General features: G+C 50.4%; 13 protein-coding genes. 2 read left to right on the top strand and 11 right to left on the bottom strand.

The window, feature by feature from the left end; translation table 11 throughout:
* Window positions 1-89 precede the first annotated feature (89 nt).
* The 4 genes from J7619_RS21785 to J7619_RS21770 form a co-directional block, all read right to left on the bottom strand.
* A complete protein-coding gene (locus J7619_RS21785; RefSeq protein ID WP_223402051.1) occupies window positions 90-647 on the bottom strand; it encodes an acyl-CoA thioesterase in 558 nt (185 codons plus the stop codon).
* 9 nt (window positions 648-656) lie between these two features.
* Window positions 657-1,742, bottom strand: coding sequence for a Gfo/Idh/MocA family protein (locus J7619_RS21780; protein WP_291204315.1), 1,086 nt, complete (start codon window positions 1,740-1,742; stop codon window positions 657-659).
* A 13-nt stretch (window positions 1,743-1,755) separates the two neighbouring features.
* Window positions 1,756-3,105 carry a neutral/alkaline non-lysosomal ceramidase N-terminal domain-containing protein gene (locus tag J7619_RS21775; protein WP_291203620.1) on the bottom strand — a complete coding sequence of 450 codons (1,350 nt, stop codon included), beginning with the start codon at window positions 3,103-3,105 and terminating at the stop codon, window positions 1,756-1,758.
* A 128-nt stretch (window positions 3,106-3,233) separates the two neighbouring features.
* Window positions 3,234-3,767, bottom strand: coding sequence for a YceI family protein (locus J7619_RS21770; RefSeq protein WP_291203617.1), 534 nt, complete (start codon window positions 3,765-3,767; stop codon window positions 3,234-3,236).
* 184 nt (window positions 3,768-3,951) lie between these two features.
* On the opposite strand from J7619_RS21770, the gene J7619_RS21765 reads away from it, so the two are divergent.
* Window positions 3,952-4,752 carry a transglutaminase family protein gene (locus J7619_RS21765; RefSeq protein WP_291203614.1) on the top strand — a complete coding sequence of 267 codons (801 nt, stop codon included), beginning with the start codon at window positions 3,952-3,954 and terminating at the stop codon, window positions 4,750-4,752.
* A gap of 378 nt (window positions 4,753-5,130) precedes the next feature.
* Here J7619_RS21765 and kbl read toward each other — a convergent pair whose 3' ends face one another.
* Together kbl and J7619_RS21755 are read right to left on the bottom strand one after the other, a co-directional pair.
* Complete coding sequence (gene kbl, locus J7619_RS21760; RefSeq protein WP_291203611.1) at window positions 5,131-6,318, bottom strand: glycine C-acetyltransferase; 1,188 nt, start codon at window positions 6,316-6,318, stop codon at window positions 5,131-5,133.
* A gap of 157 nt (window positions 6,319-6,475) precedes the next feature.
* Window positions 6,476-7,429, bottom strand: coding sequence for an NAD-dependent epimerase/dehydratase family protein (locus J7619_RS21755; protein WP_291203608.1), 954 nt, complete (start codon window positions 7,427-7,429; stop codon window positions 6,476-6,478).
* Between the two features lie 172 nt (window positions 7,430-7,601).
* Here J7619_RS21755 and J7619_RS21750 point away from each other — a divergent pair, with 172 nt between their 5' ends.
* Window positions 7,602-8,063 carry an Lrp/AsnC family transcriptional regulator gene (locus J7619_RS21750; protein WP_106594330.1) on the top strand — a complete coding sequence of 154 codons (462 nt, stop codon included), beginning with the start codon at window positions 7,602-7,604 and terminating at the stop codon, window positions 8,061-8,063.
* Here J7619_RS21750 and J7619_RS21745 read toward each other — a convergent pair.
* From J7619_RS21745 to J7619_RS21725, 5 genes are read right to left on the bottom strand one after another with little or no spacing between them, the layout of a single operon-like run.
* Window positions 8,060-10,462, bottom strand: a complete 2,403-nt coding sequence (locus tag J7619_RS21745; protein WP_291203603.1) for a hypothetical protein — start codon at window positions 10,460-10,462, stop codon at window positions 8,060-8,062. The two genes, J7619_RS21750 and J7619_RS21745, sit on opposite strands and share 4 nt — an antisense overlap.
* Window positions 10,463-10,487: 25 nt before the next feature.
* Window positions 10,488-11,672: a DUF4249 domain-containing protein gene (locus J7619_RS21740; protein ID WP_291203600.1), complete on the bottom strand. Its 1,185-nt coding sequence runs from the start codon at window positions 11,670-11,672 to the stop codon at window positions 10,488-10,490.
* Between the two features lie 20 nt (window positions 11,673-11,692).
* A complete protein-coding gene (locus J7619_RS21735; protein WP_291203597.1) occupies window positions 11,693-12,823 on the bottom strand; it encodes a DUF4249 domain-containing protein in 1,131 nt (376 codons plus the stop codon).
* Window positions 12,824-12,838: 15 nt separating this feature from the next.
* Window positions 12,839-15,610: a TonB-dependent receptor gene (locus tag J7619_RS21730; RefSeq protein ID WP_291203594.1), complete on the bottom strand. Its 2,772-nt coding sequence runs from the start codon at window positions 15,608-15,610 to the stop codon at window positions 12,839-12,841.
* On the bottom strand, window positions 15,607-16,335 hold the full coding sequence (locus J7619_RS21725; protein WP_291203591.1) for a hypothetical protein: 729 nt from the start codon (window positions 16,333-16,335) through the stop codon (window positions 15,607-15,609). The genes J7619_RS21730 and J7619_RS21725 overlap by 4 nt, the downstream gene beginning before the upstream one ends.
* Window positions 16,336-16,375 lie beyond the last annotated feature (40 nt).

Raw genomic sequence — 16,375 nt, 5'->3', positions numbered from 1 at the left:
CTGTTAAAGGCGCAGAGCGCCGTAATACTTGTAGATAAGTTGCATTAATAAAAACCAAAAGGTGCAGCGCACCGCAATAATTCCCCCCATCAAACATCGGTATCATAAGCGATCACGCAACGCTGATCGGCTAATTTATCCAGGTTATCCTGCACATCGAGGCGTGTTTTGGCATTATCGAATGCGTCCCGATACTTCTCTTTCAGCTCCCGGCGCTTGATCGCTTCCAGGAAACGGCGGGCGTCGTCCTCATTTTCCAATACCAGCTCGGGCACAACGGTCGGCTTGTTATTGTCGTCTTTGGCAACCATCGTTACATATGAAGTGTTGGTGTGCCTTACCGAGCGGTTCCGCACATTCTCCGCTACCACGCGGATCCCCACTACCAGCGAAGTCCTCCCGACATAATTCACCGACGCATGCAGCGAAACCAGGTCGCCCACCTCCACCGGTTCGAGGAAATCCACGGCATCTACCGAAACTGTCACGCAGTAAGTCCCGGCGTGCCTCGACGCACATGCATATGCGACCTTGTCGATTAATGAGAGCAATATGCCCCCGTGGATTTTCCCTCCGAAATTGGCATAGGAAGGGATCATTAATTCGGTGAGGGTGGTTTGGGAAAAACTGACGGGCCGGGGCTCCATATGCATAGTTTATTTTTTCAAAAAGATAGTCTTACCGGTTTTGGCGGCCTCCTTGGCCGTTTCCAGTATCTCGACGACGGTCACATTCACCGGCAACCCGTACAAGTCGTTCTGATCGAGCTTGATGCGACCTTGTACCACATCGGCCAGTACCGAGAACGGATCGGTGTAAGGCGCCGGGCGAGGCTCGAGTTTGAGCGTTTCCTCGGGTGCTTTCTCCTGCAAACGCTGGCGTACGGTGGTCGCATTCACAGCCACGGCGTAGCCTTTGTTGCCATACACTTCCATGTCCTTTCTCGCAAAAGACCAATTCCACGAGCCCTGGATAATACATTGCGCCTTAGGATATTGCAGGATAATGGAAGCTTCATCATCCACATTCTTGTAAATATCAGGCTTATTCTGATGCGTCACAGCAGTTACCGAAACAGGCCGTTCGCCTTTCATGAGCCATGTCATCAGGTTGGCACCATAGCAGCCGAAATCGACCAATGCACCTGCGCCGTTTTTAACAGGGTCTGTCAAAATAGCAAAAAACTCCTTGCTAACCCCGATTTCCTTGGGCCCCTGGTGCCCGTCGTTGACCATTACTTTGCGAATATCCCCCAGTTTACCCTCCTGAATCAATTGGTTCACATGCTGGTTGCTCGCGTACCAGGAGGTTTCATAGTTGGTCAGGACGTGGACGTTATGCTGCGTCGCAAGCTTCTGGATTTCCTTCGCGTCGGCGAATGTGGTGGCCAGCGGCTTTTCCACCATTACGTTGATCTTCCGCGGCGCACAGGCCCGTACCACCACCACGTGCTCGTTGATCGCCCCGAATGCGGAAACCGCCTCCGGTTTGACCTCGTCGAGCATTTTGTTCAGGTCTGAATAGAAAAGCTTCGGATCAAGTTTGTAGCGTTCGGTAAACTGTTTCACCAGATCCGGATTCGTTTCCCAAATGCCTACCAGTTGAATATCCGTCTTATCCTTCCGGTTAAAGATCCAGCCGACGTGCCCGTGGCTAAGTCCCGCTACTGCCACGCGGACAGGTTTCTGCGCCATGGAAGAAAGGCTCAGTAATGCCAGGAAGAGGATTACAAGTGTTCTCATCATTCGTTACGGTTTAGGATAATTTATCAATAATATCTTTGATCACTTCCTGCAAATAGGCACCATTGTACGGGCCGTACCAACTCATGGTTTTGGTCTCGTACAAATCGCGGTTGAAGTACTTGTCATGGGTAATGTAGCCGATATAGCCACCGTTGAAACTGGTCACCATCAGGTTCAGGCCTTTGGATTTGGCATAGGCATCCAGCGGGGCGGTCAGTTCGCCTGAGAAATCGCACGGCACGCCCACCATCAGGATGTTCCCGATTCGCAATGCTTTTACATACACAGGGTATTCGCCAAAAGCTTTTTTGAATGCCCAGGAGCGAAGCACAATACTCATCGTCAATCTCGGAGAGGGATCCCGCAGCGGCAGGGGCAATGTAAGCGTTTCGATCAATGCGCTCTTCGAATCCTCCTTCAAGGTATTGGGGGATAACAATGCATTCTGAACACCGAATGCCTGGTTTTTCAGTTCATCAAAGTCATCAGTACCCTGTTCGATCGGTCCCATGCTGCCTACGGCGCCAGCCATGTACATCGCAAAATTGTAGCGGCCCTTTTCGAGCGAATCCACAAGCGCACCCGGGTAGTCTCGAGAGAGAACGATGTTTTTCGAATCCAAAACCGTGGAGTGCGCGGCAAAAGAACTGAGAATAGCCTTTTCTCCGCTTTTATTCACAAATGCCACCGAGCGTATCTCCGGGTCGACCCGCCCCTCCTCACCTACGAGCCTGTTACGGATATCCACTGAATCGAGTGATTCCATGTACGTCAGCTGCACGGGTTCGACTTTCTTTTGGGCATCGGTAATGGCTTTGTGAAATGCATTGGCAAGATTCTCTACAATAGCGGGATCGAATTTACCCGAAAAGAAGAGTGAAGAAATACCTGTCCCCCATCCGCCTACACTGTTATGGCTATGCGTAGCGCCAAAATAGATCTGGTCGAATGCAATATCGCCCGGTTTCAGTTTTGCCTTAAGGGACTCGATCACCGTCGGCGGGACGATCAGCAGGTCGGCGGCGATGATCGCAGCTTTGGTATGACCATTGTCAATCACCATCGCACGTACATAAACGGAGTCATGCACGGCCGTATACGGGCGGCCGCGACGGTTGCCATAGCCCGCGGTAGGCGTAGGCGACGCCGGTGTAATATTGACCTTCGCCCAACCGGCCTGTAACGTGTCAGCAGCCATCGTATCGGCCTTCACGCCACCGATCAGGCTTTTCCATTCCTTATAATAGGCCATTTCCTGATACGGCGTATCGTCCATGGTGGTGACCATGGTGATAATAGCCAGTACGAGCAGCAGGAGGAATATCCCGATGACTTTGAATATAATGCGCAGCACTTTCATGGATTGCGAGTTAGGTTTGATGAAAAGACGGCAACCCGCATTTTCTATTGAAATCAAAAATACCCGGCAAACCAGTTTTCAGGTCCATGCCGGGTATTAAAAGTTTATGAAAATAATTAAATCACTGATTATGCCTGCTTTACAAGCTGAATATTAGCAATCAGTTTCACGTCCTCACCAATTACTAAGCCGCCCGAGTCGGTGAGCTGCATGTAATTCAGGCCGAATTCCTGGCGGCTCAAACGCCCTTCTACCTCGAAACCAATACGCACATTCCCCTCGCCGTCCTTTTCCGCACCGCCGTACTCGGCATCGAGCTCGATGGGCTTGGTAATACCTTTCAGCGTCAGGAGGCCGGAGAGCTTATAATTGTCTCCTTTTACTTTATGAAAATAGTTGGATTGAAAAGTAATATGCGGGAATTGATCGGCATCGAAGAAATCCGCCGACCGCAAATGGGCATCGCGCATTTCCACATTGGTATCGATACTGCTCACATCGAGTGAGAAGTGAATTTCCGCGTTTTCAAAGTTATTGAGGTCCGAAGTCGCCCCGCCTTCAAAGTTGTTGAAGGAACCCGTGATCGTCGAAATGACCAGGTGTTTGATTTTGAACTGCACTTCGGAATGCGCCGGGTCTACGATCCATTTTGTAACTGCCATAGGTGTATTCATTTAAATTTCACTAAATACTACTCGCTCTAAAATTAACATTCCTGATGTACAAACGTCGATTAAAACGATTTAATTCTGGTCGACGCGGGTGTTCACAATAAAATAAATGGCACGTAATTTTTAAGTAACTAAGCATCATTACATTGAACCAAAATACTAATCCGACTCATAAATGAAAATGAAGGGCAGAAGCATATTCACGTACGACGTGTATGCCCCCACCACCGTAACGACCATGTTACGCCCCCGCCGCCAGGAAGGCCAATCGATCATTCAGGAAGGTTTTAACATAGAGCCACCAGTGCCGTTTTCGGAGTATACCGACCTTTACGGCAACCCTTGCCAGCGCACGATCCTGCCCGTGGGCCGGGTTACGATCACCACGGAAGTACAGGCGCAGGTAAGCGAAACGAAGCCTATTCCAAACCCACCACCTGCGTATATGCTTGTCGGAGAGCTTCCCGATGAGGTGATGCATTACATCCTGCCGAGCCGCTATTGCCAATCGGACTTACACGAAATCAACATGCTGGCCCTGGAAATAGCGGGCAACCTTACACCAGGCTACGACCAGGTGGAGGCGATCCGGACGTGGATACACAACAACATTCGCTATCAATATGGCATGTCCAATGCCGCCACCACTGCGCTCGACACCGCCCGCAGCCACGTAGGCGTGTGCCGTGACTTTACGCACCTCGCCATTGCGCTATGCCGTAACCTCTGCATCCCGACGCGTATGACAGTAGGCTACCTCGATAAACTGAAAGACATGGACCTGCACGCCTGGTTTGAGGTTTTCATCGGCGGCGAATGGTACACGTTCGATGCGGTACAGGAAAAAACCGAAGGCTACCGCATCGAGATCGCCCACGGCCGCGATGCCGCAGATGTGGCGATGGTTACCCAATACGGAAACGCCACGCTGCAATCGCTGCACGTGGAAGTGGAGCTGCTTGATGCCGAAGGGTAAGTAGGGGCAAGTGCGGTCAGGTGTAGTGAGGTGTGGTCAAGAATTGTCAGGTAGAGCGAAGTGTGGTCAGTAATCGCGATGTATTGTGGAAAGCGACGGAACATTACAGCGCATTGATGTAGGTTACGTCGTCTGAAATCGCGTAGCGATGTAACATAGGTAGCAATCGTCCCCAGGGCTATGTTCCAAAAATGCCGTCAGGCATGCGACAACAGAGCATTGTTGTTACATGCCTGACGGCATTTTATCGAAATATGGCCAGTCGTGTTTCCTACCAATATTACATGCCTAACGGCATTCAGCTCCTTACCAATCTTGCCACATCTGACAACTCTTGACAACACCTGACTATATCTGACAATACTTCACTATACCTGACTAAATAACGCCCAACTCGCGACCGACTTTCGTAAACGCCGCCACAGCCTTTTCAAGGTCCGCTTGTTCGTGCCCGGCTGAGATCTGCACGCGGATACGCGCCTTGCCTTGTGGAACCACAGGATAGAAAAAGCCGATCACGTAAATGCCTTCATCGAGCAGCTTGGCGGCAAATTCTTGCGCCAGCTTGGCTTCGTAGAGCATAATAGGAACAATCGGGTGCTCGCCGGGCAGAATGTCAAACCCGGCTTCGGTCATAGCCTTACGGAAATACTGCGTATTCCGTTCCAGCTTGTCGCGCAATGCAGTGGATGAGGTGAGTAGATCGAGTACTTTGATGGAAGCCCCCACAATGGAAGGCGCCAATGTGTTTGAAAATAAATACGGACGTGAACGCTGGCGGAGGATTTCCACAATCTCTTTTTTCGCCGCCGTAAAACCTCCCGAAGCGCCGCCCAATGCCTTGCCATAAGTACCTGTGATGATGTCGATACGGCCCATTACATTGCGGTACTCGTGCGTGCCGCGGCCGGTTTTACCCACAAAACCGCTGGCGTGGCATTCGTCGATCATTACCATGGCCTGATATTGCTCGGCCAGGTCGCATATTTGATCGAGGCGGGCGATGGTACCATCCATGGAGAATACACCGTCCGTCACAACCAGAATGCGGCGGCTGCCCTGTGCATCTTGGAGCTGCTTTTCGAGGTCAGCCATGTCGTTATGCTTGTAGCGGAAACGCTTGGCCTTGCACAATCTCACGCCGTCAATGATTGAAGCGTGGTTTAGCTCGTCGGAGATAATAGCGTCCTGTTCATTCAGCAACGGCTCGAAAACACCTCCATTGGCATCAAATGCCGCGGCATAGAGAATGCAGTCTTCCGTGCCCAGGAATTCGGCCGTTTTGCGTTCGAGTTCCTTATGAATATCCTGCGTGCCGCAAATAAACCGCACCGACGACATGCCAAAACCGTGGGAATGAATGGCGTCGATACCCGCCTGGATCACATCGGGATGCGAAGAAAGGCCCAGGTAATTGTTGGCGCAAAAATTGAGCACATCACCGCCATCAGTAGTAGCAATATGCGCAGACTGCGGCGTGGTGATCACGCGCTCCTTTTTATATAAGCCAGCCGACCGGATCGCTTCCAGCTCGGTTTGGAGTTCTTGTTGGATGGTACCGTACATGCTAATGAATTTTGAATGATTGAATGATTAATGTGTGAATGACTGAATTTTGAATGAGTGAATGGAATGACTGAACGAGTGAATTTGAACGAGTTTCAGAATTTCACCGAAGCCATACCTACCGAGAGAATATTCAATCATTCAATCATTCACACATTCACTCATTAACAACTTGATACTTCTTCCGCAACTCGCTAATCATCTCCTCCGTCATCTTGTCCAGCGAATAGCTTGGCCGCCAGCCCCAGTCTTTCCGGGCCTGGGCATCGTCGATTTCCTGTGGCCAGGAATCGGCGATGGCCTGGCGGAAGTCTGGCTTGTAAGTTATGTTGAAGTTTGGAATTACCTTTTGAATGCTTTGCGCGACTTCTTTCGGTGAAAAACTCATGCCCGCTAGATTGTAGGATGTCCGGACCGAGATCTTTTCGGCAGGCGCTTCCATCAGGCGGACAGTGGCGTCCATCGCGTCGCTGATGTAGATCATCGGCAGGGTCGTTTCCGGTTTGAGAAAGCATTCAAATGCCTCTCCCTTTACCGCTTTGTGATAAATATCAACTGCGTAGTCGGTAGTTCCGCCGCCCGGCATCGACTGGTAGCCGATAATGCCCGGGTAACGCAGCGAGCGGATATCGACGCCGTAACGTTTGAAATAGTAGTTCGACCAGTTCTCCCCCGCCGCCTTGCTGATCCCGTAAACCGTTGCAGGGTCGAGGTACGACCATTGCTCAGCCAGCGTATCCACACGGTCACCGAAAACGGCAATGGAACTTGGGTAAAAAACTTTGCTTACCCCGTTTTCGCGCGCCACTTCCAGCACGTTGAAATAAGTTTGCATATTGATATGCCACGTTCGGAGCGGGTCCTGCTCGCCTTTTGCAGAGAGGATTGCGGCCAGGTGATAAATTTGCGTGACACCGTATTTACGCACCAGTGCGGCCATTTCACCGGCATTGGTCGCATCGAGTTGCTCAAATATTCCGGCCGGGAATTCGGGCATGCGGATGTCCGTCGCCACCACTTTTCCCAATCCGTAAATTTCCCTCAGATATTCCACCAGAACAGATCCGATCTGTCCGTTTGCCCCTATTACTAAAACGCAGTCCGTTTTCATAAAAAACAACTTTTGGGTAAAGCATAAATCACTTGCAATTTCCCATTTGTGAAAATTATTTTCAACAAACAGCCTATTTCTCAGGAAACATTACCACACTATTTGATTTTTGAAGTAAAATTTACTTTTTGAGATTCAATTCGAAACCCGTACCAGTAAATATTATTGCCTCATGGAACAGTTGGACAAAATCGATACCAAAATCCTCCGCATTCTTCAAAAAGATGCCAAGAAAACGACCAAGGAAATCGCGACGATGCTTAACCTCACGGTCTCGCCCGTGTATGAACGAATCCGAAGACTGGAAAGCCTGGGTTACATCAAGCAATATGTAGCAATTTTAGATAAAAAACTCATTAACAGACAGGTTACAACCATCTGCCAGGTATCCATGCGCTACCACAATGAAGCATTTATCGAGAAGTTTGAACAGGAGATACAGAATCTCCACGAGGTGCAGGAATGCTACCACATGGCCGGGCAGGTTGATTTTTTGCTAAAAATCAACGTCGCCAGCCTCGACGAATACCACGACTTCGTGAAATATAAGCTGTCGAAGATCGACAACATAGGTGTGCTCAACAGCACCTTCGTATTGAAGGAGATCAAGCACACCTCGGAGTTTTACATTTAAAGGCTTCGCTTCCTGACGTCGAAAGAGACGGTTTTGCTGCCTGCCGTGCCATCCGGGGTGATACCCTGAATCACGACCTTGTAACGGCCGGTCTGATCAGAAGTGTAAAACTCGACCGTCGCTTTGCCGTCCTTGCCCGTCGTGACATTGGGTGCCCAATGCAGGAGATTGCGAAAATCGGCGATACGGCTGTTGGCGTTATTACTATCGTATTTCGGCGCATAGAACTCCCTTTGCGCCTGAACGCCCTCGTATGGCATGACTAGTACTTTCGGATCGAGTTCAAACCCGCCCAGGTCGCCCCGGTAAGTCGAGAAGCTGACAATACCGGTAAAAGTCATCGGCCCCAGGAAGTAGCGCGAGCTGATCAGCTCGATTTTCTTCACTTTTAAAGGATCCATTTCGATGATCTTGTCGGCGTCGAAAACCGGGATACCGTCCAGGAGCATGAGGGGATCGGTCGTATAATAGGTGTTGGGGAGCAGCTTGTCGATCATTCGTAAATGGAATTCCTTTTGGCGCCTGCGGACCAAAATGCCTTTTACATATTCCCTCAAAACCTCCTCCATGGTCGGGAAACGGGTGAAATCGTCGAGAAAATATTTCTCGTCGGGTACCCCGAAGAATGGTAGCGAGTCGGTCAGTACGGCCTTTTTCTCCGTATAGATCCTTGGCAAAAACGCATTGCCCGTTTGCATATTGACGGATCGCGTCAGCAACTGATTTTCCAGCGTTTTATCAAAAAAGAAGGAAGGAACGGCAGTCGTCGAAAACTGTTTGGAAAACGGCGTCGCCACCTCGAATCGATAAGTCGAGTCATTAGCGAGATCCGTTTGCAGCGTAATTTCCTTAGGCCCTGTAAACTGGCGTACTTCAAATTTCACCCGGCCTTCATTGTCGCTCCTGTCCACATACAGGCGCGCAGGCACGTCGAGCGATGCCAGGTATGCGTCCTTATTCACCGCCGGTTTTCCATCGGCACGGTTCAGTACGCGGGCGTGAATAAAATGTCCGTCGTATTCAGGCAAATGTTCGAAACTGACCAGTTGCCCCCCGAAAACCTTGTCCCATTTCAAACGGCGCCAGCCATGGGTAAGCATCAGGTTGTCGAGCTGCCTATCCGTGTTCTGATTTACATTTTGAAAATAATAGCCCGGGTTTTCGATGTCGCCCTTCAAATCGGCGGTGAGCCACAGGTAGCTGTGCATATCGTGCTGCGGCTGGTATTGGATCGAATCGTCGAGATACACGGCTACCGACAAATTGCTCCAAGCCGGTAATGCCTGTCCTGTTGCAGCCGAGATATTCATCGCCACCTTTTCACGTCCGATAAAGCTTTTACCCACCTGCGCATCGATGGCCAACTGTTTTTCGGGACGTTTGAAATACAATCGTTCACAAACCGGTTTCAGTTTTTCATTGAAGATCGTAATCTGCGAAATACCTTCCCCGAGTTTCGCCTTTTCGAGCACAAAAACCGCCGGGCCCTTGCCTAATCCTTTTTTGCCAAACACTGCATTCGCCTGACGCGTATGTGCGAGCAGATATATGGTCGCGGGCTCTTCGTTTTCAAGCTTCCCGGTCACAGTCACTTTCACCAGCGCCGAAGTCGAGTCTTTTACCTCCATTATATACCCCTGCGGCTCCACTTTGGGAAACTGGTATTCGAAACGCTGCCCCTTGCTATCGGTAATGGCTGCTTTATAAACTGCGTTTTCCTCCGGTTTCAGCTTGAAATAGCCGATACCATTCAGCTCCGGCTCAAATTCGCGCACGGTTTCATTCTGCTGGTTAAGGATCGCCCCTTTAAACTTAATACCCTTGCCATCTACACCCACGGCGCGAAATGCGACCTTGCTTTCGATACCGCTTACCAGATGTCCCCCTTCCGGGAAAAATTGCACGTCATAGCGGGTTTCCTCCTTCGATGCCCGGTCAGGATCGAAGCGAACAAATGGGTTCAGGATGGAGACCGAGGTTTCAAAGTAGCTTTCAGCGGAGAAGTTCTTCATCCAGTTGGTATAGCACCGCAACTTGTACTTGCCGCTGACGAGTGTGGACGGTACGAGCGCCGAACCATTTCCCCGGCCGTCGACCATGGCAAATTTGGTTTGCAGTACCGCATTGTTCTCACTGTCGAGCACTTCCAGATAGCCTACTTTGCTCAGATCCAGAAACCGGTGCGTGGCGCCATTGAGGTTGTAGGCTTTGAACCAGATCGTCTCTCCCACGAGGTAAAACGGCCTGTCGATATGCACAAACAGTTTTTCCTGTACGGCCCGCTCGGTGTAAAGGCCGAACCTCTGCCGAACGGAAGCGAGCATGGCGTCGTCCTGCGCGTACGAGGTATTGTAAAATGCCAGCGCCAGCAAACCACAAATAAATGTCCTGAGTTTCATTGTATATTTTCAGACAATAGAATAATCATTGATACCAAAATGAAGGCTTCGTGGTAGTGCCGCCCTGTGACCGGCAATCCGCACATGATTCCGACGTCCCGAGGTAACCGCTCTTCGTCGTCGGGTCACCCATATAAAAGTAAAGCAGCACCGCGGAGCCATTGAATGCCTCATCGAAAGTCAGCGTATCCGGCGGCGTGCAGCGCGGGTATGCGCCTAATGCTTCGCGGATAAATATCCGCTTCGTTTGCTCCTGCGCTGCGCTGAAATAACCGAACACCAGTTCTTTGGCATCGGCCTTGGCGTGAATATTACCCGTTACCTGTGACGGCTGCGGATCGAAAAGGCTACCGGTACCCTGGGTTGTTTTCGCCAGGTCGGTCCAGTATTCGAATGCCTCCCGCGTAAGCCCGTATTGTTTTACCAGGATCGAATACCCGAAATACAATTTGTTGGTGCCGATGTCCACGATATTGACGGGCAAGTCGCGGATAATATCCTGGCTAAGCTTGATCGTCGACCCGAGTTTAATGTCCCCCGATGACAATGTACGCCAGCAAACGTTGATATTATCACTGCGCGGAACGATCTCCTTGGTCTTATAATCGCGCGTCAGGCTTGAATAGTAAGCCATCCGGTATTCGTAAGTTTCATCAAAACTCCATCGGTAGAAACGCGTCTGATTGCTCGGGTCATGCGTATTTACGTAGATCATCATCCTATTTCTTCCAGGGTCCATGCGATAGGTGACGCTGTCGATCGGTGGGGTCTTGCTTACAACCACGTAGTCGGACTCGTATTCCCTCCCGTTGAACCGTTTGATCCTGAGCCGGTATTTGACGCCACTGTTAAAATTCGTCGGCGCCAGCTTGTAAGAACCGTCACCCATATCCTGAAACGCATAACTTTCCCCGTTTTCAGCATCGGCCGTGATCGTAGCGCCAGATTCCCTTACAAACTGCTTGTCGTCATTCACACCCTGTGTGTGGCTTAAAACGACCTTGCTGGTGTCGCCGTTCACATTCAGGAAGCCGTCCACCACGAGGTATGTACCGGGGTTAGTCACTTCCGGCGGCGAAAACGGCTCAATACAGCTATTGATTACCAGCCCGGCCGCCACCAGCATTCCCCATAACGCCCATCGTTCCGAACGCCGCTCTCCGACCCTATTGGCCTCTTTCAGATTTTTGATGAAGTTTATTCCTTTCACAGTCATTCCTTGTAAAATCATTACCAATAAGAGGGTCTTTCGGTGGTACCACCTTGCAGGCGGCAATCGGCGCATGAATGGCCCGCTACCAAAACGGAGTCTGAACGTTGCCCCCAATAACTGAGCAGCAGCTTGGCCGTATTGAATGCACATTCGTCGGCATCCCGCGACGAGCAGCGGATGGGGATGGTATCCGGTTCGATACAGCGTGGGAACATTCCAAGCCGCGGCGTAACGGTGAGCCTGCGGGTTTCTTCCGTAGCCGCGCTGAAATAGCCGAATGCCAGCATACGCGGATTACCCGTGTTGCGGATATTGCCCGTCACCTGCGACGGCAATACGTCGAAAAAGCTGCCGGTTCCCTGGGTTGTTTTGGACAAAGCAGTCCAATATTCGAATGCGTCGCGAGAGAGGCCATACTGTTTCACCAGAATGCTGTATTTGATAAACAGCTTGTTGGTAGGGATAGGTACCCGGTTCAGTGGCAGGTCTTTGATTATATCGCTGCTCAGTTTGATGGTACTGCCCAGCAAAATGCTCCCGGATTTCAGTTTACCCCAACACTTATTGATGTTATCAGGCCTTGTTACGACCGAATCATTCCTGACTATCAATGCGGAATAATAGGCTGCTTCATATTCCCACGTCTCCTCGAATTTCCAGCGGTAAAACTGCGTCTTGCTCTGCGAGTCGTGCGTGTTTACATAAAATACTGCCGCATTCAGTACCGGATCCACTTTGTAGGTTACGCTATCGATCACAGGGGTAATATTCACACCTACGAAATCGGATAAATATTCCTGATTGTCTTTCGTCTTGATCCGCAATCGATACTTTTTCGTCCGGTTGTATTGCCTCGGCGGCAGGGTGTAAACACCTGAACCTGTTTCTTTCATCGACAACGTTTCCCCGTTTTCTTCCTCCACCGTTAGCTGTGCGCCTTTCTCGATCGCCGGCGACGCGCTTGCATTCACATTTTGCGTCCTACGCAGCTCGATCCGCGTTGAATCGGTGCCGCTCACGTTCAGAAAGCCGTCGATCACCAGGTAATTCTCGTCCGAATTAACCTCCGGCGGCGAAAACGGCTCGATACAGCTGTCTACGATCAGCAGCAATGCAAAAACACTTACTTTTAAAAACCAATGTCTCATAGCCTGCTTCCCGTTTTAGAATCTGAAATTGTAAGTAACAGTCGGGATCGGCTGTCCGAAAATGGAAAGCTGGTAACCATTCACCCTTCCGGCGACGGTCTGGAAATAAACCGAAGTCGGGTTTTTCCTTCCCAGAACATTGTACACGGCAAGTGTCCACGAACTGTGGGCCAGCTTTTTGATCCGGTGATTGCCTTCGATGTTCATTGCTAAATCCATCCGGTAATAGTCGGGAATGCGGAATTGGTTGCGGTCGGCATAATATACCCGTTGTGAACCGTCGATGATGTATTTGCCGATGGGTGGCGTGTAGGGCCGGCCCGTGCTGTAAGTAAAGTTGAACGACAAGCTGAAACGGTGCGAGAAGCGGTAATTTGAGATCAGCGTGAAATCGTGCGGCTTATCGTAGTTGCTTGGATAGAAGTTACCGCCGTTGGGCGCATCGGGCGAGTCGCGGTCCACCGCGCGCAGGAGTGTCCGCGCATACGTATAGCCGATCCAGCCGTTCAGCTTACCGGTCATTTTCTTGATCATGAATTCAACACCATATGCTTTGGCTTTGGTATTGATCACCGCCGCTTCGATGTTGTGGTTCATGAAAAGCGAATCGCCGCCTTTATAATCGAGGAAGTTGCGGATGTTTTTATAATAACCTTCGAGTGAAACCTCGATTTTGTTGCCCCTGAAATTCCGGTATAAACCTATGGAAAGCTGATCGCCGATCTGCGGTTTGATATACGGATCGCTCAGTTTCCAGATGTCTGTCGGCGAAACCGTCATGGTATTCGTCAGCAAGTGAATATACTGGCGCAGGGTATTGTAGCTGGCTTTAAGCGAAAGGTTATCCAGAATGCTATACCGCACCGAGGCCCGGTACTCGGGTCCGCCGTACGATTTGATTTTCTTGCCCGATTTGTATTCCTGTACTCCTTCCTGGTAAATGTAGTCGATCGGAAAGCCGGGTAAATAGGTATTGACCGACTTGGGACCCAGGTATTGGAAGAATGACCACCGGAGACCACCGGAGATGGATAACCGCGGGCTAACTTCCCATTTGTCTTCGAGATATAATGCACTTTCCGTCGCTTGCTCGGCTTCCAGCTCGTCCGGCACGATGAGCGACTCGCTGCCGCGCGGCTTGAACGAGCCAGGGTGCAGTTTGTAATAAATAGTACTTCCTCCAAATTCCAAAGTGTGTTTCGGATTTAACGCATAGCTGAAATCCGCTTTGAAATTGGACTGGTTAATATCGAATTTCAGGTCGAAAGAGTTGAGCGGGAGGCCTTCCGCTTCCATCGCATACTGGTACTTGCTGTGCGACGCGGTAAGAACCCCGTATAAACGCGAATTGAAAGTATGTTTCCATTTAATGGAGCCCAGCCGGTTCTGGTAGGAATACAAAGTATCGCCATAGAGCCGGAACTTGTCATTGCTGGTGTAGCCTGTTAGCGAAACGCTGTTCTTTTCATTGATTTCATAATTGAAATGCAGGTTGACATCGTAGAAATTCGCCGAGCTCCTGTTATAGGTTTCATTGTCCAGCGCCCTGATCACCCAGTTGGAGTACGTAGAGCGGCCGCCGAGAATGAACGATGCTTTGTCTTTTACCAATGGTCCTTCCAGTGTAACCCGGCCGGTAACAAGCCCGATCCCGCCCGACGCCACGAACTTCTTCTTGTTACCATCGCGGCTGGCGATATCGAGCACCGACGCCAACCTTCCCCCGAATCTGGAAGGAATGGTACTTTTATAAAGCTCCACTTCCTTCAAAACATCCGGATTAAATGCCGAGAAGAACCCGAAAAGGTGAGAAGGATTGTAGATCACCGCATCGTCGTACTGGATCAGGTTCTGATCCACCGAGCCGCCGCGGACGTTCAGACCGGTACTGTTCTCCCCTACCGACTTGATCCCCGGCAAGGTAAGTACCGTCCGCAGCAGGTCTGTTTCTCCGAATACCGTCGGTACCTGTTTCAGGTTTTTAATGGTTAGTTTCACCGTACCCATTTGTGTACCCACTACATTCTTGTCCATGCCGGCCTTCACCGACACTTCTTTCAATGCGATCACGCTTTCACGCATTTCAATGTCGAGTTTACCATCGGAATACAGAACCACCTGGCGCTGGGTTTCGCGCATACCCGTGCTTTTGATACGCACAATCTGCTTCCCGCGCGGGATGGTGAGCGCATATTGCCCAAGCGCGTCCGTAGTGACACCAATTGAAGGGGAGGTGATAAATACGGCCGCACCGATCACCGGCTCACCCGTAACCGCATTCCTTACATAGCCCGTTATAGTGGAATTACCGGGCGTGATCCTGTGCTTTCGTATCCCTATTTCATGGACCTTGCTTTCGGCTGTCGATAGCAGCTTCTCCTTGATATCGCTCTCGGGGCCTGCATAGGCAATGGAATCGCTTTCGCCGGCGCGTTCCGGGTTAAACAATCCGGGGGTGAGCTGGGTAATGATTTTCTGTCCGTGCGTGATGTAAATGCGCTTTTGCCCGTCGATAGCGTATTCGAATTCGGAACCTTTAAAAACCTGATCGAGCACCTCGCGGAGCGAAAGGTTGTTCACATTCAAATCGAGGGTAAGGCTATCGAACCGCGTCGCGTCGTAGTAGAAATAGTAGCCTGTCTGCGCCTCCACCTGCTTCACAAACTGATCGAACCGCGCCGAATCCAGTTTCATAGTGATCTTTTTCTCGGGCACGTTCTGACCGTAGGAAAAGTGGGTGGTAAAAATGCAGCAAAGAATTAGGGCTAATGGTAAAAATATTTTCATCTGGCTAGGTTATCGTAGGTTTCTACCATCTTCACAATGGCCAATTCACGGTTCTTACGGAACTTGATCTTATTCTCCCGCAATACCTTTCGTAGCTCCCGCTTTTGTTCCGGGAACAGTTCCAGCATCGATTTCTTCGTATGCACCGAATGGTAACGACCGTCCCTGAACACGTAGAAAAAGTTCTTTTCGGGATAGTAGGCAATCACTTTCTTCTCAACGATTTTTTCCTGCCGCGACTTGGTCCTGCGCACGAGCGTGCGCGACTTGCCGCCGTACACGACGTCGTAAAAACCGGTCCGCATTTGCGGGTTAATATCCTTCCCTGCTTCGAGCCGGGCAAAATGGTGGTTATCTACGATGAATGAATCCACCTTCACGGTCTGCAACAATACATGGTCGCCATTAAAATGCCGGATAACCAGTTCGTCGTGGAAAATGTCGTAGAGCATCGGGATGCTGTCGAACTGCTGGCCGTCGTAAAGTACCATTCCATTGAGCCAGCGGCGCTGTTGGTAAAACTGGTGTTCTTCCATACGCGAATCGTACACGTAGTACTGGCGGCCATTGTAAAGATTCTGGGAAACGGATGTGGCGTTCTTATAAAGGGATACCGGATAGGCAGCAACTTCCCGGGCAGAAGAAGCTTCGGCTAATGCCCCCTGGGCATAGGTTCTCCCAGAAACCAGGGCACAAAGAAATAATGCAGTGGTAAAAATACGCATCTACGCAGTCGATTTTAAAGCAGTACGTTCAAAGGCTATC

Source organism: Dyadobacter sp. (assembly GCF_017744695.1).
GTDB lineage: Bacteria > Bacteroidota > Bacteroidia > Cytophagales > Spirosomataceae > Dyadobacter.
Note: the sequence above shows the minus strand (reverse complement) of the source record. Positions and strands in the feature narration are given on the sequence as shown.

Excerpts from the sequence above, each read along its gene's own strand:
- J7619_RS21775 (WP_291203620.1), bottom strand. The coding sequence starts at position 3,105 with ATGAAAGTGCTGCGCATTATATTCAAAGTCATCGGGATATTCCTCCTG.
- J7619_RS21785 (WP_223402051.1), bottom strand. The coding sequence starts at position 647 with ATGGAGCCCCGGCCCGTCAGTTTTTCCCAAACCACCCTCACCGAATTA.
- J7619_RS21735 (WP_291203597.1), bottom strand. The coding sequence starts at position 12,823 with ATGAGACATTGGTTTTTAAAAGTAAGTGTTTTTGCATTGCTGCTGATC.
- J7619_RS21780 (WP_291204315.1), bottom strand. The coding sequence starts at position 1,742 with ATGAGAACACTTGTAATCCTCTTCCTGGCATTACTGAGCCTTTCTTCC.
- J7619_RS21770 (WP_291203617.1), bottom strand. The coding sequence starts at position 3,767 with ATGGCAGTTACAAAATGGATCGTAGACCCGGCGCATTCCGAAGTGCAG.
- J7619_RS21745 (WP_291203603.1), bottom strand. The coding sequence starts at position 10,462 with ATGAAACTCAGGACATTTATTTGTGGTTTGCTGGCGCTGGCATTTTAC.
- J7619_RS21730 (WP_291203594.1), bottom strand. The coding sequence starts at position 15,610 with ATGAAAATATTTTTACCATTAGCCCTAATTCTTTGCTGCATTTTTACC.
- J7619_RS21755 (WP_291203608.1), bottom strand. The coding sequence starts at position 7,429 with ATGAAAACGGACTGCGTTTTAGTAATAGGGGCAAACGGACAGATCGGA.
- J7619_RS21765 (WP_291203614.1), top strand. The coding sequence starts at position 3,952 with ATGAAAATGAAGGGCAGAAGCATATTCACGTACGACGTGTATGCCCCC.
- J7619_RS21750 (WP_106594330.1), top strand. The coding sequence starts at position 7,602 with ATGGAACAGTTGGACAAAATCGATACCAAAATCCTCCGCATTCTTCAA.
- kbl (WP_291203611.1), bottom strand. The coding sequence starts at position 6,318 with ATGTACGGTACCATCCAACAAGAACTCCAAACCGAGCTGGAAGCGATC.
- J7619_RS21725 (WP_291203591.1), bottom strand. The coding sequence starts at position 16,335 with ATGCGTATTTTTACCACTGCATTATTTCTTTGTGCCCTGGTTTCTGGG.